Origin of the sequence: Pseudomonas sp. V88_4 (genome assembly GCF_029967985.1) — a bacterium.
Taxonomy (GTDB): Bacteria; Pseudomonadota; Gammaproteobacteria; order Pseudomonadales; family Pseudomonadaceae; genus Aquipseudomonas; species Aquipseudomonas glycinae.
In genome coordinates this window covers 467,936-487,332 of sequence record NZ_JASCAF010000001.1, presented here as the reverse complement: position 1 = coordinate 487,332, position 19,397 = coordinate 467,936, and the positions used below count along the sequence as shown (strand labels likewise).

Genomic DNA, 19,397 nt, shown 5'->3' with positions numbered 1-19,397 from the left:
AGGCTTAAGAGCCCGTTTTTTCCAGCTTCAGCGCCAACAGGCGCCATTCGGCAGGTGTCGCGTCGACTCTTGGCTGTTCCTGTACGGAGCAGTCGAAGCGGTACGTCACGTCGTCGCCATTCATGTTCCGCGCGGTGACGGTGTTGCTGAAGGAGTAAACCTGATCCTTGAAGCGCTGCGGCGTGAGACTTTTGCTGTCAGCAAACCGGGCAGACGCGGGGAAGCGCAAAGTGCTGGTCACGAACGGGCTGCACATGACATACGCGAGCATCGATTTATCGCCCTGGGCGTCAGCGCGCAATTTTTTGCTGAGCGCCGTCAGGGCCTTGCGCCCCTGATCGTCACTCTGGTCGATCACGGTTTGCACCGACATCGTCTTCGGCGCGCGACTGGCGTAGTTCGGCAGCAACGCGGAATCCGCCGGGGAGGGCTTGTTGTCCGGCTCGATAGCGGCAAACACCGGCGCATCTTTCAGCGCAGCAGGGCTTGCAATGGCCTCGGCTTCCGGCAGCAACGAGGTCGGCTCGGCTTGCTGTTGTGCCACGACGTTTTCAGTCTGCGCGGCTTCGTAGCGATGCGCCGACGGGAACAACGAAAAAGTGATCGCCAACACCACCATCGAAACAATGAAACCGCCCGCGACACCGACCAGGTTGGCGTAAAACAGATTCCAGCTGCCGCGGTTTTTCACCACCCAGCGCCACATGAAACCCCAGGCCGCGACAAATGCCAGAAAACGCAGAAACTCCATTCGATCCTTTCCTTAAACCTGCAAAAAAACTGAAAACAGTACGTCGCGCAGAATGAGTTCTGACGATCGGCGGCAAGATACCAAAATGGAAGTCTGACGCCACGAAGACATTTACATGCCGCTTTTGGGTGAATTGATGATTGCAAACAATATGATCGCCGCTAAGCACGCCACCATGCCGCACGCGGCGGCTTGAAGCTGACGCATGACGGGATGTTCAGCCTGCGAGCGACGGGCCACCAGCATCCAGACACCCACCAGCGCGGCAACCGTTGCCATTATTTCCAGCAATATGCCCATGACGCCGTAAATCGGCGGTCGGGTTGATCCGAACAGGCCAATCCAAAGCTCACTGACCGCTACAGCCACCACCATGCCGCTGGCTGCGCCCAGCACGTTGGCGAGGAGCAGATTCCAGGCGCCGCGATTTCGGACGACCCACACCCACATGCCGGCCCAAGCCATTAAAGCAAGCACACCATCCATCGAATTCATCCTTTTGAATCAGTCGCTTTGCATGCCCTTGATAAGCTTGGCGACAGTGGACGGCAAGATAGCAAAATAGTAGCTTCGCGCCACTTTCCTGATTCCTGTAATGGACTACTCATGTCAAAAGTCGCCCCTGCTTTGCGTCTGCTGTGCGCAATTACTTTCGCCAGCGCCATGACCCCGGCGTTCGCCGCCTGGAAAGAGCACCCGGAAAACAGCTGGAAGTATTACCTCGCCAACTGTCAGCGCATGCAGGAAAAAATGGCCGACGTCCAGAGCGGTCGCGTGCCCGGCGCCTTTGAGGTGATGGGCGATCTGGAGAACAGCCAGGGGAGCATGAATGAGCACCGCCCAAATCTGCCTCCCCAATACCTTGCCTCCGGGGAGTTCGCTCAATGCGAAAACGTGGCGGCCGAGGCCGATGCGATGATTGCCCGTGGCAAAGCCGAGTTCGCCGACAGAATGAATCAGGCCGCCGAGCAAGGCCGCATTGCCCACCAGAACTCCCCCGAATACCAACGCGCCCGTTCACTCGGCTACAGCGATGTCGGCGAAATCTCCTTCCTCAAACTTCACGAAGACATGGACGGCGCAGCGCGCCTGAAAACCATGCTGATTACCGTCGATGAAGTCTGCGGCCAATACTTTCGTGCCACGCAATATGTGAAGCCGTATGTGATCTACACCGTTCGGCCGTCGGATGGCGGGTGTGGTGAGGAAAAGCGCGTGGCGATTGTCGGCGGCAGGTCGGTGGAGAAGGGCGATTACATCGATGAGCGGGGCGAGTTTCAGTATGTGGGCTGGAAGAAAATTGTCGGCGCCGACGGATTTGCGACGGATATTCGGGTGTTGAAGGTTCGGCGCTGACTGCAAAACAGCCGCGCCGTCCACTCAGGTGTGGGGGAAATAATTCACCGCCAGAAACAGCAGGGTCGCCATGCCGGCGACCAGGCCACACACCGCGCCGAGCAACTGACGTGCAACCGGATGTTCGGGTTGACGGCGATTGGCAATCCACAGCCATACCCCCGCCAGAACGCCCGCGCTGGTGATGAACACCAACAGACTGCGATTCAGGTTGGGTGTCGCCATCGACGTACCAATGACTGCGTCGTAAAGCAGCGTGAACACAATGCCGGTAACCACGCCACTTCCGGCGCCGGCAAGGTTGGCCAGCAACAGGTTCCACTCACCCCGTTGCTTCACTACCCACAGCCAGGTTCCAGCCATCACCAGCAAGCACAACACAGCATCCATTTTGGTTTATTCCCGAGTGCGCGATAACAGAGGCGGTTGACAGGCCTCTGGCGAGTGGACGGCAAGATATCAAAATAGAAGCTTCGCGCCACTTGCTTCATCTGCGTAGCTTAAAGAATGTCCTTCAAATAACCCTTGAGCGCGAGGAGCGGCTGATCCAGTTGCTCCAACGATTGCGCCTGGCGGAAGTCGGTCGACAACTTGTGCAGTTCCCGCCCCAACGGTTTCTCGACGCCACCCAACGCATCCATCGCCAGCGTCAGGCACTCGTTCATCTTGAACTGGATCGTCTCGACATCACCCCGGCGCACCAGCAATTCGAACACGTCTTTCTGATAGTCGCCCATGACCATGTCATCGCGCAGAATCGGGCTCAGGCCTTCTTCCTCGTAGGCGAGTTTGAGGGAGAACAGGGCGACGGTTTCCAGTGACGTTTCCATGGGGTGAACCTGTGTGAGATCTCGCCGGAGAGCCAGCGACACTTTCCGACAGACGAAAAAAAAGGCCTTGCTAAGCAAGACCTTTTTTAATTTTGGTGCCCCGAGGGAGACTCGAACTCCCACTCCTTTCGAAAACGGATTTTGAATCCGCCGCGTCTACCAATTCCGCCATCAGGGCTCAATGGCGGCGAAGTATAGAGAGGTGCCTACCGTTGGTCAATCACGTTTCATGGTCAATTTTCGATATTTCCGCTAGACTTTCCGGCCCTGCTAGACGAACCCCATCATGCGCGTTGCTGACTTTACCTTCGAGCTTCCTGATTCGCTGATTGCCCGCCATCCTTTGGCCGAGCGTCGCGGTAGTCGCCTGTTGACCCTGGATGGGGTCAGCGGCGCCCTGGCACACCGTCAATTCACTGATCTGCTGGAGCATTTGCGCCCCGGCGATCTGATGGTGTTCAACAATACCCGGGTGATTCCGGCGCGGCTTTTCGGGCAGAAGGCGTCCGGCGGCAAGCTGGAAATCCTCATCGAACGCGTGCTCGATTCCCACCGCGTGCTGGCCCATGTGCGCTCCAGCAAGTCGCCGAAACCGGGTTCGAAGATCCTGATCGACGGCGGCGGTGAAGCCGAGATGCTGGCGCGTCACGATGCGCTGTTCGAGCTGGGGTTTGCCGAAGAAGTGCTGCCGCTGCTCGATCGCGTTGGGCACATGCCGTTGCCTCCTTATATAGATCGCCCGGACGAGGGTTCGGATCGCGAGCGCTATCAGACCGTGTATGCCGAGAAACTCGGCGCGGTGGCGGCGCCGACCGCCGGGCTGCATTTCGATCAGACGCTGCTGGAAGCGATCGCCGCCAAGGGCGTCGAGACGGCGTTCGTCACGCTGCACGTCGGCGCCGGCACGTTCCAGCCAGTGCGCGTCGAGAAGATCGAAGATCACCACATGCACACCGAGTGGCTGGAAGTCGGTCAGGACGTGGTCGATGCCGTCGCCGCTTGCCGTGAGCGTGGCGGTCGCGTCATCGCTGTCGGCACCACCAGCGTGCGTTCGCTGGAAAGCGCCGCCCGCGATGGCGTACTTAAACCGTTCAGTGGCGACACCGACATCTTTATCTACCCGGGCCGGCCGTTCCATGTGGTCGACGCCCTGGTCACCAATTTCCATTTGCCCGAGTCCACGCTGTTGATGCTGGTTTCGGCGTTCGCCGGTTATCCGGAAACCATGGCCGCCTACAAAGCCGCCGTGGACAACGGATACCGCTTTTTCAGCTACGGTGATGCGATGTTCATCACCCGTAATCCCGCGCCGCGCGGCCCAGAGGAAACAGTATGAGTCGCACCTGTCGTATGTCGTTCGAGCTGCTTGCCACCGATGGCAAGGCCCGTCGTGGTCGTCTGACCTTCCCCCGTGGCACCGTCGAGACCCCGGCCTTCATGCCGGTGGGCACCTACGGCACGGTCAAGGGCATGTTGCCGCGTGACATCGTCGCCACTGGCGCGGAAATCATTCTGGGCAACACCTTCCACCTGTGGCTGCGCCCGGGTACCGAAGTGATCAAGGAGCACGGCGACCTGCACGATTTCATGCAGTGGAAAGGCCCGATCCTGACCGACTCCGGCGGTTTTCAGGTGTTCAGCCTCGGCGCCATGCGCAAGATCAAAGAGGAAGGCGTGACCTTCGCCTCCCCGGTCGACGGCTCGAAAGTGTTCATGGGCCCGGAAGAGTCGATGCAGGTCCAGCGCGACCTGGGCTCGGACATCGTGATGATCTTCGACGAATGCACCCCGTACCCGGCTGACGAAGACGTGGCCCGTGTGTCCATGGAACTGTCGCTGCGCTGGGCCCAGCGTTCGAAGAATGCCCATGGCGACAACACGGCGGCGTTGTTCGGCATCGTTCAGGGCGGCATGCACCAGGACCTGCGCATGCGCTCGCTGGAAGGCCTGGACAAGATCGGTTTCGACGGCCTGGCCATCGGTGGTCTGTCGGTGGGCGAGCCCAAGCATGAAATGATCAAGGTGCTGGACTACCTGCCGGGCATGATGCCGGCTGACAAACCTCGTTACCTTATGGGCGTTGGCAAACCGGAAGATCTGGTTGAGGGTGTGCGCCGCGGTGTGGACATGTTCGATTGCGTGATGCCAACCCGTAATGCCCGCAATGGGCATCTGTTCATTGATACAGGCGTGCTGAAGATCCGTAACGCGTTCCATCGCCATGATGATTCGCCGCTGGATCCGACCTGCGATTGCTATACCTGCCAGAACTTCTCCCGCGCTTATCTGCATCATCTGGACAAGTGCGGCGAAATGCTCGGCAGCATGCTCAATACCATCCACAATTTGCGCCATTATCAGGTGCTGATGGCTGGTTTGCGCGAGGCTATTCAACAGGGTACATTGGCCGCCTTTGTCGATGCCTTCTACGCCAAACGCGGGCTTCCCGTTCCGCCTTTGGACTGAGTTTTCTGACCCCAAGATTCAACATTTGCAACTGGAGTGCTAAATGAGCTTTTTTATCTCTAATGCCATGGCTGACGCGGCTGCACCGGCTGCAGCGCCTATGGGCGGCGGCTTCGAGTGGATTTTCCTGGTCGGCTTCCTGGTCATCTTCTACCTGATGATCTGGCGTCCACAGGCCAAGCGCGCCAAAGAGCAGAAGAACCTGCTGAGCAGCCTGCAGAAGGGCGACGAAGTGGTCACCACCGGCGGCATCGCCGGCAAGATCACCAAAGTGGCCGATGACTTCGTGGTTCTGGAAGTTTCCGACACCGTGGAAATGAAGTTCCAGAAGGGCGCCATCGCCGCCACGCTGCCAAAAGGCACGCTGAAAGCGATCTAAGGTTCCAACTTCTACTCAATCGACGGGGCGCGCAAGGCGCCCCGCGTTCATAACGGGCGGCGTGATGCTGAACAAATATCCTCTGTGGAAATACATTCTGATCCTGGCGGTGCTGGCGATCGGTCTGATTTATTCCGCTCCGAATCTATACCCCGATGACCCGGCCATTCAGATCAGCGGCGCCAGCACGGCCCTGCAGGTCAATCAGGCCGACCTGGATCGCGTGAGCACCGCGCTCAAGGAATCCGGGATCAACGTCAAGGCTTCGAGCCTGGCTGCGAACGGCAAGGGCGGTCTGATCCGTCTGACCAAGGCTGAAGACCAGCTGCCGGCCAAAGACGTTGTCCGCAAGGCATTGGGTGATGACTACGTCGTCGCGCTGAACCTGGCACAAACCACCCCGCAATGGTTGCGCAACCTGGCTGCGCACCCGATGAAGCTGGGTCTGGACTTGTCCGGTGGTGTGCACTTCCTGCTGGAAGTGGACATGGACAAAGCCCTCGACGCCCGCCTGAAAGTCTACGAAGGCGACGTCAAGAGCCTGTTGCGCAAAGAGAAACTGCGTTATCGCAGCCTGCCGCAACTCAATGGCGCCATTCAGCTGGGCTTCAGCGATGCTGATTCCCGTGAACAGGCCCGTGCGCTGATCCGCAAGAATTTCAACGATTTCGACATTGTGCCGGCCGATCTCAACGGTCAACCGGTGCTGCGTCTGGCGATGACCCCGGCCAAGCTGGCGGAAATCCGTGAATACTCCATCAAGCAGAACCTGACCACGGTCCGTAACCGCGTCAATGAGCTGGGTGTAGCCGAACCGATCGTCCAGCGTCAGGGTGCCAACCGTATCGTGGTTGAATTGCCGGGCGTGCAGGACACTGCCGAAGCCAAGCGTATCCTCGGCAAGACGGCCAACCTGGAGTTCCGTCTGGCTGCGGAGCCGGGCGCTTCGAAAGCCACTTCCGAGACCTTCGAATTCCGTGAAGGCAAGCGTCCTCCTGCGCAGATCGAGCGTGGCCTGATCATCACCGGTGACCAGGTGACTGACGCCAAGGCCGGTTTTGATTCGCAGCACGGTACGCCTGAAGTGAACATCCGTCTGGATGGTCACGGTGGCGATCTGATGAACCGCGCGACCCGCAGCAACGTCGGTCGCAGCATGGCGGTGATCTTCATCGAACAGCGCCCTGTGACTACTTACGTCAAGCAAGTGGTCGACGGCGTCGAAAAAGACGTGCCGGTGCAGACCTTCAAGGAAGAGAAGAAAATCATCAGCCTGGCGACCATTCAGTCGCCGCTGGGTGCGCAGTTCCGTATCACCGGCCTGAACGGTCAGGGCGAGTCGTCCGAACTGGCGCTGTTGCTGCGTGCCGGTGGTCTGGCTGCTCCGATGTACTTCGCTGAAGAACGCACCATCGGCCCGAGCCTGGGTGCGGACAACATCACCAAGGGTATCGATGCATCGCTGTGGGGCATGCTGTTCGTCTCGCTGTTCATCATCGCCATCTACCGCTTCTTCGGCCTGATCGCTACCGTTGCACTGGCGGTGAACATGGTGTTGCTGCTGGCGCTGATGTCGCTGCTGGGGGCCACGCTGACCCTGCCGGGTATCGCCGGTATCGTGTTGACCATGGGTATGGCGGTCGACGCCAACGTGCTGATCTTCTCGCGGATTCGTGAAGAGATCGCCGCCGGCATGACCGTGCAACGTGCAATCAACGAAGGCTTCGGCCGGGCATTCACTGCGATTCTCGACGCCAACCTGACCACCTTGCTGGTCGGCGGCATCCTCTTCGCCATGGGCACCGGCCCGGTGAAGGGCTTTGCAGTGACCATGTCCCTCGGGATCTTTACCTCGATGTTCACGGCCATCATGGTGACCCGCGCAATGGTCAACCTGATCTTTGGCGGACGTGACTTCAAGAAGTTGTGGATTTAAGGGGCTGCCATGTTACGTACAATCAACTTCATGGGCGTCCGCAACTTTGCGTTCGGCGTCACCGTATTTCTGACCTTGCTGGCAATCTTCAGTGTGTTCCACAAGGGCATGAACTGGGGGCTGGACTTCACCGGTGGTACGCTCATCGAGCTGACCTACGAGCGTCCGGCTGACGTCACCAAGGTGCGCGAGCAGCTGGTGACTTCGGGTTACCACGAAGCCGTCGTGCAGAACTTCGGTGCAACCACCGACCTGCTGGTGCGTATGCCGGGTGAAGACCCGCAACTGGGTCATCAGGTGGCAGAAGCGCTGCAAAAGGTCGGCGGCGATAACCCCGCTACCGTCAAGCGTGTCGAGTTTGTCGGCCCGCAGGTCGGTGAAGAGCTGCGTGACCAGGGCGGCCTCGGCATGCTGCTGGCACTCGGCGGCATCCTGATCTACCTGGCTTTCCGCTTTCAGTGGAAGTTCGCGGTCGGTGCCATCGTATCGCTGATCCACGACGTGATCGTGACCATCGGTATCCTGTCGTTTTTCCAGATCACCTTCGACCTGACGGTGTTGGCGGCGGTGCTGGCGATCATCGGCTACTCGCTCAACGACACCATCGTCGTATTCGACCGGGTGCGTGAGAACTTCCGTGTCCTGCGCAAGGCTTCGCTGATCGAGAACATCAATATCTCGACGACTCAGACCTTGCTGCGGACCATGGCGACGTCGATCTCCACCCTGCTGGCGATCGCGGCGCTGCTGTTCTTTGGTGGCGATAACCTGTTCGGCTTCTCCATCGCCCTGTTTATCGGTGTTCTGGCGGGTACCTACTCGTCGATCTACATCGCGAACGTGGTGTTGATCTGGCTGAACCTGTCTTCGGAAGACCTGATTCCACCGGCCAATACCGAGAAGGAAGTCGACGACCGTCCATAACGGCCATCGTTTCCCCGGCTGTCAGTCAAAAAAGACGCGAGTTGAACTCGCGTCTTTTTTTTTGCTCCAAGGCTGGGAGAAGCGCGGGCGCGTTCCCGCATGTGATGGTCAGGAGGTTCATGTGAACAAGTCGTTGCTGGTTGGTGCGGTATTGGGTGCTGTCGGTGTGACTGCCGGGGGTGCTGTTGCCACCTACAGCCTGGTTAAAAGCGGCCCTGAGTATGCGCAAGTGCTGGCCGTAGAGCCGGTCAAAACACAGATCAAGACTCCACGTGAAGTGTGCAAGGATGTGACGGTGACCCGGCAGGCACCGGTGAAAGATCAACACCAGATCGCCGGCACCGTGGTCGGTGCGCTGGCAGGTGGTCTGCTGGGTAATCAGATCGGCGGCGGCACCGGCAAGAAGATTGCCACGGTGGCCGGTGCGGTCGGTGGTGGTTACGCCGGTAACAAGGTTCAGGAGGGTATGCAGGAGCGTGATACCTACACCACGACTCAGACTCGCTGTAACACGGTGAATGACATCAGCGACAAGGTTGTGGGCTATGACGTCCGTTATTCATTGGACGGCAAGGAAGGCAAGGTGCGGATGGATCGTGATCCGGGCAACCAGATCCCGGTCGACAAGGAAGGCAAGCTGATCCTGTCGCAGAACCAGCCGGGCCAGTGATTGGTTGACGGCTTATAAGAAAAGCACCCTTCGGGGTGCTTTTTCATGCCCATAAAAAAACACCCCGAAGGGTGTTTTTTTGGGTTTCGCGAAACGCTTAGCGCTTCAGCGAGGCCGGCAGGTGCGGCTGGATCGCCGTCAGAACTGCCTTGAAGCACTTGGTGTTGCCGGCAACGACGTGGCCTTTTTCAAGGAAGTCGTGACCGCCGGTGAAGTCGCTCACCAGGCCGCCTGCTTCCTGAATCAGCAGGGCGCCAGCGGCCATGTCCCACTCGGACAGACCCGACTCCCAGAACGCGTCGAAACGGCCGGCGGCTACGTAAGCCAGGTCCAGGCTTGCCGAACCAGCGCGGCGGATGCCGGCAGTCTGGCCAACCAGGGCGCGGAACATGCCCAGGTAGTTGTCGAGGTTGTCCATCTGGTCGTCACGGAACGGGAAACCGGTGCCGAGCAGGGCGCCGTCCAGGCTGGTACGACCGCTGACACGCAGGCGACGACCGTTCAGTTGAGCGCCGCGACCACGGCTGGCGGTGAATTCTTCCTGGCGAACCGGATCCAGAACAACAGCGTGTTCCAGGCGACCACGGTATTTGCAGGCGATGCTGACAGCGAAGTGAGGAATGCCGCGCAGGAAGTTGGTGGTGCCGTCCAATGGATCGATGATCCACAGGTATTCTTCGCCTTCGATGCCGGTGCCGGCATGTAGGCCGGTCTCTTCACCCATGATCGAGTGATTCGGGTAAGCCTTGCGCAGGGCGTCGATGATTTTCTGTTCGGCGGCGCGATCGACCTCGGATACGTAATCCTTGGCGTCTTTTTCGTCGACCTTGATGGTATCCAGGCGCTCGATGGAGCGGAAGATCAGTTCACTGGCGCTGCGGGCGGCGCGCAGCGCGATATTCAGCATTGGCTGCATGGATGTGTCACCTAAGGTTGTTAAAGAAAGCCGCGCATTCTATCAGAACTTTTCTTCAGGTGAAGGTCGCTGTTCGCTTTCATAGCTTAACGGTAGGCTGTTCTGTAAGATTTGCACCCCTTTGCCGAGTCCGAGAGCGCCCGCCGTGCTGCAAAATATTCGTGTCGTCCTGGTCAATACCAGCCACCCGGGAAACATCGGCGGGACCGCGCGCGCCATGAAAAACATGGGCCTGTCGCGTCTGGTGCTGGTTGATCCGCGCGTCTTTCCGCATCACGAAGCCGATGCCCGTGCCTCCGGTGCCGGTGACATCCTTGAAAACGCGCAAGTCGTCGCCACCTTGGAAGACGCCCTGGTTGGTTGCAATCTGGTGCTCGGCACCAGTGCCCGTGACCGGCGCATTCCCTGGCCATTGCTGGATCCGCGCGAGTGCGGAATCAAAGTGGTCGAGGAGGCCGGGCAGGGCGCGGAGATCGCGCTGGTGTTCGGTCGTGAAGATTCCGGCCTGACCAATGACGAGCTGCAGCGATGTCACTATCACGTGCACATCCCCTCCGATCCTGAATTCAGCTCGCTGAACCTCGGGGCGGCGGTGCAGGTGTTGAGTTATGAAGTGCGCATGGCGTGGCTGGCCGCACAAGGCCAGCCGACCAAGATCGAGAAGGAAGAAGTGGCCTCCGTGAAAAGCGCAGAGCTTGCGACCATGGATGAGCTGGAGCGGTTCTATGAGCACCTGGAGCAGACCCTGGTGGCCATCGAATTCCTCGATCCGGAAAAGCCGCGGCACTTGATGGCGCGCCTGCGCCGGTTGTACGGACGCAGCTCGGTCAGCCGGGCGGAAATGAATATTTTGCGTGGCATCCTCACGGAAACCCAGAAAGCGGCCCGTGGCGAGCTCCTTAAGCGGAAGGATTAATGATGTTCGAGCGTTTGCGTGAAGATATCCAGAGCGTATTCCACCGAGACCCGGCGGCGCGTAACGCTTTTGAAGTCCTGACCTGCTACCCCGGCATGCATGCGATCTGGATTCATCGACTGGCCGGCATGCTCTGGCGCAATGATCTGAAATGGCTGGCGCGGCTGGTGTCGAACTTCGGTCGCTGGCTGACCGGGATCGAGATCCATCCGGGGGCCAAGGTCGGTCGGCGCTTCTTCATCGACCATGGCATGGGCATCGTGATTGGCGAAACCGCTGAAATCGGCGATGACGTGACGATCTATCAGGGCGTGACCCTGGGCGGTACCAGCTGGAACAAGGGCAAGCGTCACCCGACGCTCGGCGATGGCGTGGTGGTGGGCGCAGGTGCGAAGGTGCTCGGTCCGTTCACTGTGGGTGCCGGCGCCAAGGTCGGGTCCAATGCTGTCGTCACCAAAGAAGTGCCACCGGGTGCCACTGTGGTGGGGATTCCGGGCCGGATCATCGTCAAGTCCGATGATGAGGCCGACGCCAAGCGCAAGGCGATGGCCGAGAAGATCGGCTTCGACGCCTATGGTGTCAGCGAGGACATGCCCGATCCGGTGGCGCGCGCCATCGGCCAGTTGCTCGATCACCTGCAAGCGGTGGACGGACGTCTGGAGGGAATGTGCGGCGCGCTGAAGGATCTGGGCAGTAATTACTGCGCGAAAGATCTGCCTGAACTGCGTGAAGAAGACTTTGCCTGCGTCAAGGGCAAGGACGAATCCAAGCTCCACTGATGTCCCTGCAGGGCTGCTGCCGACTGGTGTGCCATTAGGCCGCAGACCCTGCTATCATTCGCGCGCTCTTTTGCGGGTAAACCCGACTAAAGCACTAGGTCTTATAGTTGACTTAAATGCTCGGGAATTGCATACTCCCGCCCATTCCGAACTCCGTGGTAATTGTCCATGCGACTGACTACAAAAGGCCGATACGCCGTGACCGCCATGCTTGACCTGGCGTTGCACGCGCAACACGGGCCGGTGTCCCTGGCCGATATCTCCGAGCGCCAAGGCATCTCCCTGTCCTATCTCGAACAGCTTTTCGCCAAGCTGCGCCGCAGCAACCTGGTTTCCAGTGTTCGCGGTCCGGGCGGTGGCTACCAGTTGTCCCGTGACATGCAGGGCATTCAGGTGGCTCAGGTGATCGATGCGGTGAACGAATCGGTCGATGCAACAAAATGCCAGGGCCAGGGCGACTGCCACTCCGGTGACACCTGCCTGACCCATCACCTGTGGTGCGACCTGAGCCTGCAGATTCACGAATTTCTCAGCGGTATCAGCTTGGCCGACCTCGTAACTCGCCGTGAGGTGCAGGAAGTGGCCCAGCGTCAGGATCAGCGTCGTTGCAATGGCAAGGCGCCGCGCCTGGACAAGATTGAAGCGTCCGCCGTCGAATGACAGCCAGAGAGCTAGCGGCACGCCAGCCAGCCTGATTTAGGAGATAGTCCATGAAATTGCCGATTTACCTTGATTACTCTGCGACCACCCCGGTCGATCCGCGCGTTGCGCAAAAAATGAGTGAATGCCTGCTGGTCGACGGAAACTTCGGCAACCCGGCGTCCCGTTCCCACGTGTTCGGCTGGAAAGCCGAAGAGTCCGTCGAAAACGCCCGTCGTCAGGTGGCCGATCTGGTCAACGCCGACCCGCGTGAAATCGTCTGGACCTCCGGTGCCACCGAGTCCGACAACCTGGCAATCAAGGGTGCGGCACATTTCTATGCCTCCAAGGGCAAGCACCTGATCACCTCCAAGATTGAACACAAGGCTGTTCTCGACACTATGCGCCAGCTGGAGCGTGAAGGTTTCGAAGTCACCTACCTCGATCCGACCGAAGATGGCCTGATCACCCCGGCCATGATCGAAGCCGCGCTGCGCGAAGACACCATCCTGGTGTCTGTGATGCACGTGAACAACGAAATCGGCACCGTCAACGACATCGCCCCCATCGGCGAGCTGCTTCGTTCCAAAGGCATTCTGTTCCACGTCGACGCCGCTCAGTCCACCGGCAAGGTCGAAATCGACCTGCAGAAACTGAAAGTCGACATGATGTCGTTCTCCGCTCACAAGACCTACGGCCCTAAAGGTATCGGCGCGCTGTACGTCAGCCGCAAGCCGCGTGTGCGCATCGAAGCGACCATGCACGGTGGCGGTCACGAGCGCGGCATGCGTTCCGGGACTCTGGCGACCCACCAGATCGTTGGCATGGGCGAAGCGTTCCGTGTGGCCAAGGAAGACATGGCTGCCGAAAACGTCCGCATCAAGGCGTTGAGCGACCGCTTCTACAAGCAGGTCGAGCACCTGGAAGAGCTGTACGTCAACGGCAGCCTGACCGCCCGCGTTCCGCACAACCTGAACCTGAGCTTCAACTACGTTGAAGGTGAGTCGCTGATCATGGCACTCAAGGATCTGGCGGTTTCGTCCGGTTCGGCCTGCACCTCGGCGTCGCTTGAGCCTTCGTACGTACTGCGCGCCCTGGGCCGGAACGACGAACTGGCACACAGCTCGATCCGTTTCACCTTCGGCCGTTTCACCACCGAAGAAGAAATCGACTACGCCGCGCAGAAAGTCTGCGAGGCCGTTACCAAGCTGCGCGCTCTGTCGCCGCTGTGGGACATGTACAAAGACGGCGTCGATATCTCGAAGATCGAGTGGGCGGCACACTAAATATAGAAGCCGCCGGGTACAGATCCTGTAGCGACGCGGCGGTTTACGCAGCGCAGTTGCAGGGTCTCAAGAGCGGCCCTGATGAGTGAGGATTGAGAATCATGGCTTACAGCGAAAAGGTCATCGACCACTACGAAAACCCGCGCAACGTCGGCAAGATGAACGCGGAAGATCCTGATGTCGGCACCGGCATGGTCGGCGCTCCGGCGTGCGGCGACGTGATGCGTCTGCAAATCAAGGTCAACGATCAGGGCGTTATCGAAGATGCCAAGTTCAAGACCTACGGCTGCGGTTCGGCTATCGCCTCCAGCTCCCTCGCTACCGAGTGGATGAAGGGCAAGACTCTGGACGAGGCTGAAACCATCAAGAACACTCAGCTGGCCGAAGAACTGGCCCTGCCGCCAGTGAAAATCCACTGCTCGGTTCTCGCTGAAGACGCTATCAAGGCGGCCGTTCGCGATTACAAGCAGAAGAAAGGCTTGATCTGACTTTCAAGATTTGGCGACGAGTAAGGAGTCAACGATGGCTATCAGCATGACAGAAGCGGCTGCTCGACACGTGCGGCGCTCCCTCGACGGGCGCGGCAAGGGTGAAGGGATTCGTCTGGGTGTTCGCACCACAGGCTGTTCCGGCCTTGCCTACGTGCTGGAGTTTGTCGACGAGGTGGTTGCAGAAGATCAGGTGTTCGAGAGTCACGGCGAGAAAGTGATCATCGACCCGAAGAGCCTGGCCTACCTCGACGGCACCGAGCTCGACTTCGTCAAGGAAGGATTGAACGAAGGCTTCAAGTTCAACAATCCCAACGTACGCGGTGAATGTGGCTGCGGCGAAAGCTTCAACATCTGAGGCTTGTCGTGGGTATTCCTTGTCATTTCGCTTTATTCGAGCTGCAACCGGGCTTTCGTCTGGATCTCGAGCAGTTGGCCACGCGCTATCGCGAGCTGGCGCGCGGCGTTCACCCTGACCGCTTTGCCGATGCTTCCGAGCGCGAGCAGCGGTCGGCGCTTGAGCAGTCTGCGCGGCTCAACGATGCCTACCAGACACTCAAGAGTCCGGCCCAGCGTGCACGCTACCTGCTGACCATCAGCGGGCATGAAGTGCCGATGGAAGTCACCGTTCACGATCCCGAGTTTCTTCTGCAGCAGATGCAATGGCGCGAAGAGCTCGAAGATCTGCAGGACAGTGCCGACCTGAACGGTGTCGCGGCTTTCAAGCGTCGCCTGAAAACCGCCCAGGAAGAGCTCAACGAAAGCTTCGCAGCCTGTTGGGATGATGCAGCGCAACGCGAACAGGCCGAACGCCTGATGCGGCGCATGCAGTTCCTCGACAAGCTCACCTACGAAGTGCGCCAGTTAGAAGAGCGCCTCGACGATTAACCCAGTGCCGCTCCGGTCGCACGCCTGATATACAGATAAGTCCTGATCACGATGGCCCTACTGCAGATCGCCGAACCCGGCCAAAGTCCTCAACCGCACCAGCGTCGTCTGGCTGTGGGAATCGACTTGGGTACTACCAACTCGCTGGTCGCTGCGTTGCGCAGTGGTCTTTCCGAGCCGCTGGCCGATGCCGAAGGGCGGGTCATCCTGCCTTCCGCCGTGCGTTATCACGCCGATCGCGTCGAAGTCGGCGAGTCGGCCAAGCTGGCCGCATCCTCCGATCCCCTGAATACCGTGCTGTCGGTCAAACGCCTGATGGGTCGTGGTCTGTCCGACGTCAAGCAATTGGGCGATCAGCTGCCGTACCGCTTTGTCGGCGGCGAATCGCACATGCCGTTCATCGACACCGTACAGGGCCCGAAAAGCCCGGTCGAAGTGTCCGCCGATATCCTGAAAGTATTGCGTCAGCGCGCTGAAGCCACCCTTGGCGGTGAGCTGGTGGGCGCGGTGATCACAGTTCCGGCGTATTTCGACGATGCTCAGCGCCAGGCTACCAAGGACGCGGCGAAACTTGCCGGTCTGAACGTGTTGCGTCTGCTCAACGAGCCGACCGCCGCAGCGGTGGCATACGGTCTTGATCAGCATGCCGAAGGCCTGGTCGCCATTTACGACCTGGGCGGCGGCACCTTCGATATTTCGATTCTGCGCCTGACTGGCGGTGTCTTCGAAGTCCTGGCCACTGGCGGCGACAGCGCGCTGGGCGGCGATGATTTCGATCACGCGATTGCCGGCTGGATCATCGAGAGCGCCGGTTTGTCCGCCGACCTCGATCCGGGCGCACAGCGCAGCCTGCTGCAAGCTGCCTGCGCCGCCAAAGAAGCCCTGACGGATGCCAGTAGTGTTGAAGTTGCCTACGGCGACTGGAAGGCTCAGCTGACCCGCGAAGCCTTCGATGCGCTGATCGAGCCAATGGTTGCCCGCAGCCTCAAGGCCTGCCGCCGCGCCGTGCGTGATTCCGGCGTCGAACTGGAAGATGTGCACGCCGTGGTCATGGTCGGTGGTTCGACCCGCGTTCCACGTGTTCGCGAAGCTGTCGCCGAAGCCTTCGGCCGTCAGCCGCTGACCGAAATCGACCCGGATCAAGTGGTGGCCATCGGTGCCGCGATCCAGGCCGATACCCTGGCCGGCAACAAGCGCGATGGCGGCGAACTGCTGCTGCTCGACGTCATCCCGCTGTCCCTGGGGCTGGAAACCATGGGCGGCCTGATGGAGAAGGTGATTCCGCGCAACACCACCATCCCCGTCGCTCGCGCCCAGGACTTCACCACTTACAAAGACGGCCAGTCGGCCATGGCGATCCACGTGTTGCAGGGCGAGCGTGAATTGATCTCCGACTGTCGTTCCCTGGCTCGCTTCGAATTGCGCGGCATCCCGGCGATGGTGGCCGGTGCAGCGAAAATTCGCGTGACCTTCCAGGTCGATGCTGACGGTCTGCTCAGCGTCTCTGCCCGTGAATTGGGTTCGGGCGTTGAAGCGAGCATTCAGGTCAAGCCGTCCTATGGCCTGACCGACGGCGAAATCGCCAAGATGCTGAAAGATTCGTTCCAGCACGCCAATGACGACAAGGTCGCCCGCGTTCTTCGCGAGCAGCAGGTCGATGCCCAGCGCCTGATCGAAGCGGTGCAGGGCGCCCTGGAGGCGGATGGCGAGCGTTTGCTCGACGCTGAAGAGCGCATGGTCATCGAGTTGCAAGTGCAGGAACTGACCGAACTGATGAAAGGCACCGATGGTTACGCCATCGAGCAGCAGACCAAGCGTCTGTCGCAAGTGACCGATGCTTTTGCAGCCCGTCGTATGGATCAGACGGTGAAGGCCGCTCTGTCCGGGCGCAATCTGAATGAAATCGAGGATATCTGATGCCGCAGGTCATTTTTCTGCCCCACGAGAAGTTCTGCCCTGAAGGCATGGTCGTTGACGCTGCACCCGGCACGTCGATCCTCGAACTGGCTCACGAACACCACATCGAGATGGAAAGCGCCTGCGGCGGCGTCTGCGCCTGCACCACTTGTCACTGCATCATTCGCGAGGGTTTCGACTCGCTGGAAGAGGCCGACGAGTTGGAGGAAGATTTCCTCGATCGTGCCTGGGGTCTGGAAGCCCAGTCGCGCCTGGCTTGTCAGGCGATCGTCGGTGAAGAAGACATCACCGTCGAGATTCCGAAATATTCGCTTAACCATGCGGCCGAAGCGCCGCACTGACTGGTAAGACTGTCATGAGCTACGGTTGGAATGATGTTCAACGTATTGCAGAAGAGCTGGCTGAGGCCAAGCCGGGTGTAGATCCGTATTCTGTCAATTTCGTCGAGTTGCAGCAGTGGATCAAAGAGCTGCCGGACTTCGACAATACCTCTGGTCGTGTTGGCGAGAAGGTATTGGAGGCGGTTCAGACTCTCTGGGCCGATGAATTGGACTGATCGTCCTCGCAGGTTAGGCAATACCCAAGAACCCGCGTATAATTCGCGGGTTTAATTTTTCGCAAATTACCGTTTCTGGAGTTACACCATGGCTGTTCAACGTACTTTCTCCATCATCAAGCCTGACGCCGTTGCTAAAAACGTGATCGGCAAGATCACCACTCGCTTCGAAGACGCTGGCCTGCGCGTTGTAGCTTCGAAACTGAAGCAACTGTCCAAAGCCGAAGCCGAAGGCTTCTACGCTGAGCACAGCGCTCGTGGTTTCTTCGGCGACCTGGTTGCCTTCATGACTTCGGGTCCTGTTGTTGTTCAGGTTCTGGAAGGCGAAAACGCCATCGCTCGCAACCGTGAGCTGATGGGCGCTACCAACCCTAAAGAAGCTGCTCCAGGCACCATCCGTGCTGACTTCGCTGAATCGATCGACGCCAACGCCGTTCACGGTTCGGACTCCGAAGCCGCTGCTGCTCGCGAAATCGCTTACTTCTTCGCAGCTACTGAAGTAACCACTCGCTAAGCATTGGCTTAAGAGTGAAGGTGAATCCATGACGATATCGACTGTTAAAACCAACCTGCTGGGTCTGACCCAGCCGGAAATGGAAAAATTCTTCGACTCAATCGGGGAGAAGCGTTTCCGTGCCGGTCAGGTAATGAAATGGATTCACCACTTTGGCGTCGATGATTTCGACGCCATGACGAACGTCAGCAAGGCCTTGCGCGAAAAGCTCAAGGCTGTTGCCGAGGTCCGTGGTCCCGAAGTGGTCAGCGAGGACATTTCCAGCGACGGCACCCGCAAGTGGGTGGTGCGCGTGGCGTCCGGCAGCTGCGTCGAGACCGTTTACATTCCCCAGGGCAAACGCGGCACTCTGTGCGTTTCGTCCCAGGCAGGCTGTGCCCTGGACTGCAGTTTCTGCTCCACCGGCAAGCAAGGCTTCAACAGCAACCTCACCGCCGCCGAAGTCATCGGTCAGGTGTGGATTGCCAACAAATCCTTCGGCAGTGTTCCGGCTACCATCGACCGCGCCATCACCAACGTGGTGATGATGGGCATGGGCGAACCGCTGCTGAACTTCGACAACGTCGTGGCCGCCATGCATCTGATGATGGATGACCTGGGCTACGGGATCTCCAAGCGCCGCGTGACCCTGTCCACGTCGGGTGTGGTGCCGATGATCGATGAGCTGGCCAAGCACATCGACGTATCCCTGGCGTTGTCCCTGCACGCACCGAATGACGCATTGCGTAACCAATTGGTGCCGATCAACAAGAAATATCCGCTTAAGATGCTGCTCGAGTCGTGCCAGCGCTACATGTCCGCCCTTGGCGAGAAACGTGTGCTGACCATCGAGTACACCTTGCTCAAGGACGTCAACGACAAGCTTGAGCACGCGGTGGAAATGATCGAGCTGCTCAAGGATATTCCGTGCAAGATCAATCTGATTCCGTTCAACCCGTTCCCGCATTCCGGGTACGAGCGGCCGAGCAACAACGCCATCCGCCGGTTCCAGGATCAGCTTCACCAGGCCGGTTTCAACGTCACCGTGCGCACCACCCGTGGTGAAGACATCGACGCGGCTTGTGGTCAATTGGTAGGGCAGGTGCTGGATCGCACCCGTCGCAGCGAACGTTACATCGCCGTGCGCGAGTTGAGCGCCGACAGCGATCTGGCACAGAACGCCGCGAACACTAACTAAGAGAGGATC

At 59.3% G+C, this 19,397-nt stretch carries 24 protein-coding genes and 1 tRNA gene; 19 read left to right on the top strand and 6 right to left on the bottom strand.

What is annotated here, in order from left to right; all coding sequences use genetic code 11:
- Positions 1-4: 4 nt before the first annotated feature.
- The gene (locus QLG12_RS02175; protein ID WP_282473800.1) at positions 5-751 is read right to left on the bottom strand and encodes a hypothetical protein; all 747 of its coding nucleotides are present in this window, start codon (positions 749-751) and stop codon (positions 5-7) included.
- Between the two features lie 111 nt (positions 752-862).
- Positions 863-1,237 carry a hypothetical protein gene (locus tag QLG12_RS02170; RefSeq protein ID WP_282473799.1) on the bottom strand — a complete coding sequence of 125 codons (375 nt, stop codon included), beginning with the start codon at positions 1,235-1,237 and terminating at the stop codon, positions 863-865.
- A 120-nt stretch (positions 1,238-1,357) separates the two neighbouring features.
- Here QLG12_RS02170 and QLG12_RS02165 point away from each other — a divergent pair, with 120 nt between their 5' ends.
- A complete protein-coding gene (locus QLG12_RS02165) occupies positions 1,358-2,107 on the top strand; it encodes a hypothetical protein (RefSeq protein WP_282473798.1) in 750 nt (249 codons plus the stop codon).
- A gap of 24 nt (positions 2,108-2,131) precedes the next feature.
- On the opposite strand, the gene QLG12_RS02160 is transcribed toward QLG12_RS02165, so the two are convergent.
- The 3 genes from QLG12_RS02160 to QLG12_RS02150 all read right to left on the bottom strand — a co-directional run bounded on the left by QLG12_RS02160 (position 2,132) and on the right by QLG12_RS02150 (position 3,115).
- Entirely contained in the window at positions 2,132-2,497 is a 366-nt protein-coding gene (locus QLG12_RS02160; protein ID WP_197868439.1) for a hypothetical protein, read from the bottom strand.
- A gap of 110 nt (positions 2,498-2,607) precedes the next feature.
- Complete coding sequence (locus QLG12_RS02155) at positions 2,608-2,937, bottom strand: hypothetical protein (RefSeq protein ID WP_085649337.1); 330 nt, start codon at positions 2,935-2,937, stop codon at positions 2,608-2,610.
- A gap of 93 nt (positions 2,938-3,030) precedes the next feature.
- Positions 3,031-3,115, bottom strand: a tRNA-Leu gene (locus QLG12_RS02150).
- Positions 3,116-3,223: 108 nt separating this feature from the next.
- Between QLG12_RS02150 and queA the strand changes: the two genes are divergently transcribed.
- The 6 genes from queA (at position 3,224) to QLG12_RS02120 (ending at position 9,312) form a co-directional block, all read left to right on the top strand.
- Positions 3,224-4,273: a tRNA preQ1(34) S-adenosylmethionine ribosyltransferase-isomerase QueA gene (gene queA / locus QLG12_RS02145; protein ID WP_197868440.1), complete on the top strand. Its 1,050-nt coding sequence runs from the start codon at positions 3,224-3,226 to the stop codon at positions 4,271-4,273.
- Positions 4,274-4,287: 14 nt separating this feature from the next.
- Positions 4,288-5,403, top strand: a complete 1,116-nt coding sequence (gene tgt, locus QLG12_RS02140) for a tRNA guanosine(34) transglycosylase Tgt (protein WP_161794909.1) — start codon at positions 4,288-4,290, stop codon at positions 5,401-5,403.
- 43 nt (positions 5,404-5,446) lie between these two features.
- On the top strand, positions 5,447-5,782 hold the full coding sequence (yajC, locus tag QLG12_RS02135; RefSeq protein WP_007956696.1) for a preprotein translocase subunit YajC: 336 nt from the start codon (positions 5,447-5,449) through the stop codon (positions 5,780-5,782).
- A gap of 64 nt (positions 5,783-5,846) precedes the next feature.
- A complete protein-coding gene (gene secD, locus QLG12_RS02130) occupies positions 5,847-7,718 on the top strand; it encodes a protein translocase subunit SecD (protein ID WP_011335820.1) in 1,872 nt (623 codons plus the stop codon).
- Positions 7,719-7,727: 9 nt separating this feature from the next.
- Complete coding sequence (gene secF, locus QLG12_RS02125) at positions 7,728-8,642, top strand: protein translocase subunit SecF (protein ID WP_197868441.1); 915 nt, start codon at positions 7,728-7,730, stop codon at positions 8,640-8,642.
- Between the two features lie 121 nt (positions 8,643-8,763).
- Positions 8,764-9,312, top strand: coding sequence for a glycine zipper 2TM domain-containing protein (locus QLG12_RS02120; RefSeq protein WP_011335818.1), 549 nt, complete (start codon positions 8,764-8,766; stop codon positions 9,310-9,312).
- A 97-nt stretch (positions 9,313-9,409) separates the two neighbouring features.
- Here QLG12_RS02120 and suhB read toward each other — a convergent pair whose 3' ends face one another.
- On the bottom strand, positions 9,410-10,228 hold the full coding sequence (gene suhB, locus QLG12_RS02115) for an inositol-phosphate phosphatase (protein ID WP_007941397.1): 819 nt from the start codon (positions 10,226-10,228) through the stop codon (positions 9,410-9,412).
- Positions 10,229-10,373: 145 nt separating this feature from the next.
- Here suhB and trmJ point away from each other — a divergent pair, with 145 nt between their 5' ends.
- The 12 genes from trmJ to rlmN all read left to right on the top strand — a co-directional run bounded on the left by trmJ (position 10,374) and on the right by rlmN (position 19,388).
- Complete coding sequence (gene trmJ / locus QLG12_RS02110) at positions 10,374-11,144, top strand: tRNA (cytosine(32)/uridine(32)-2'-O)-methyltransferase TrmJ (RefSeq protein WP_282473797.1); 771 nt, start codon at positions 10,374-10,376, stop codon at positions 11,142-11,144.
- Between the two features lie 2 nt (positions 11,145-11,146).
- Positions 11,147-11,923 carry a serine O-acetyltransferase gene (gene cysE / locus QLG12_RS02105; protein WP_007956691.1) on the top strand — a complete coding sequence of 259 codons (777 nt, stop codon included), beginning with the start codon at positions 11,147-11,149 and terminating at the stop codon, positions 11,921-11,923.
- 168 nt (positions 11,924-12,091) lie between these two features.
- A complete protein-coding gene (gene iscR, locus QLG12_RS02100; RefSeq protein WP_007956690.1) occupies positions 12,092-12,583 on the top strand; it encodes a Fe-S cluster assembly transcriptional regulator IscR in 492 nt (163 codons plus the stop codon).
- 50 nt (positions 12,584-12,633) lie between these two features.
- The gene (locus QLG12_RS02095) at positions 12,634-13,848 is read left to right on the top strand and encodes an IscS subfamily cysteine desulfurase (RefSeq protein WP_282473796.1); all 1,215 of its coding nucleotides are present in this window, start codon (positions 12,634-12,636) and stop codon (positions 13,846-13,848) included.
- 101 nt (positions 13,849-13,949) lie between these two features.
- Positions 13,950-14,336: a Fe-S cluster assembly scaffold IscU gene (gene iscU, locus QLG12_RS02090; protein WP_003227907.1), complete on the top strand. Its 387-nt coding sequence runs from the start codon at positions 13,950-13,952 to the stop codon at positions 14,334-14,336.
- Between the two features lie 34 nt (positions 14,337-14,370).
- Positions 14,371-14,694 carry an iron-sulfur cluster assembly protein IscA gene (gene iscA / locus QLG12_RS02085; protein ID WP_003227904.1) on the top strand — a complete coding sequence of 108 codons (324 nt, stop codon included), beginning with the start codon at positions 14,371-14,373 and terminating at the stop codon, positions 14,692-14,694.
- Between the two features lie 8 nt (positions 14,695-14,702).
- Positions 14,703-15,224 carry a co-chaperone HscB gene (gene hscB / locus QLG12_RS02080; protein WP_197868442.1) on the top strand — a complete coding sequence of 174 codons (522 nt, stop codon included), beginning with the start codon at positions 14,703-14,705 and terminating at the stop codon, positions 15,222-15,224.
- A gap of 51 nt (positions 15,225-15,275) precedes the next feature.
- On the top strand, positions 15,276-17,141 hold the full coding sequence (gene hscA / locus QLG12_RS02075) for a Fe-S protein assembly chaperone HscA (RefSeq protein ID WP_236193453.1): 1,866 nt from the start codon (positions 15,276-15,278) through the stop codon (positions 17,139-17,141).
- Positions 17,141-17,482 (top strand): ISC system 2Fe-2S type ferredoxin, encoded by a 342-nt coding sequence (gene fdx, locus QLG12_RS02070; RefSeq protein WP_007956685.1) that lies wholly within the window; start codon positions 17,141-17,143, stop codon positions 17,480-17,482. Before hscA ends, fdx begins: the two co-directional genes overlap by 1 nt.
- Positions 17,483-17,496: 14 nt before the next feature.
- Positions 17,497-17,697: a Fe-S cluster assembly protein IscX gene (iscX, locus tag QLG12_RS02065; RefSeq protein ID WP_064383911.1), complete on the top strand. Its 201-nt coding sequence runs from the start codon at positions 17,497-17,499 to the stop codon at positions 17,695-17,697.
- A gap of 88 nt (positions 17,698-17,785) precedes the next feature.
- Entirely contained in the window at positions 17,786-18,211 is a 426-nt protein-coding gene (gene ndk, locus QLG12_RS02060; protein ID WP_039765715.1) for a nucleoside-diphosphate kinase, read from the top strand.
- A 28-nt stretch (positions 18,212-18,239) separates the two neighbouring features.
- Entirely contained in the window at positions 18,240-19,388 is a 1,149-nt protein-coding gene (gene rlmN, locus QLG12_RS02055) for a 23S rRNA (adenine(2503)-C(2))-methyltransferase RlmN (protein ID WP_064383910.1), read from the top strand.
- Positions 19,389-19,397 lie beyond the last annotated feature (9 nt).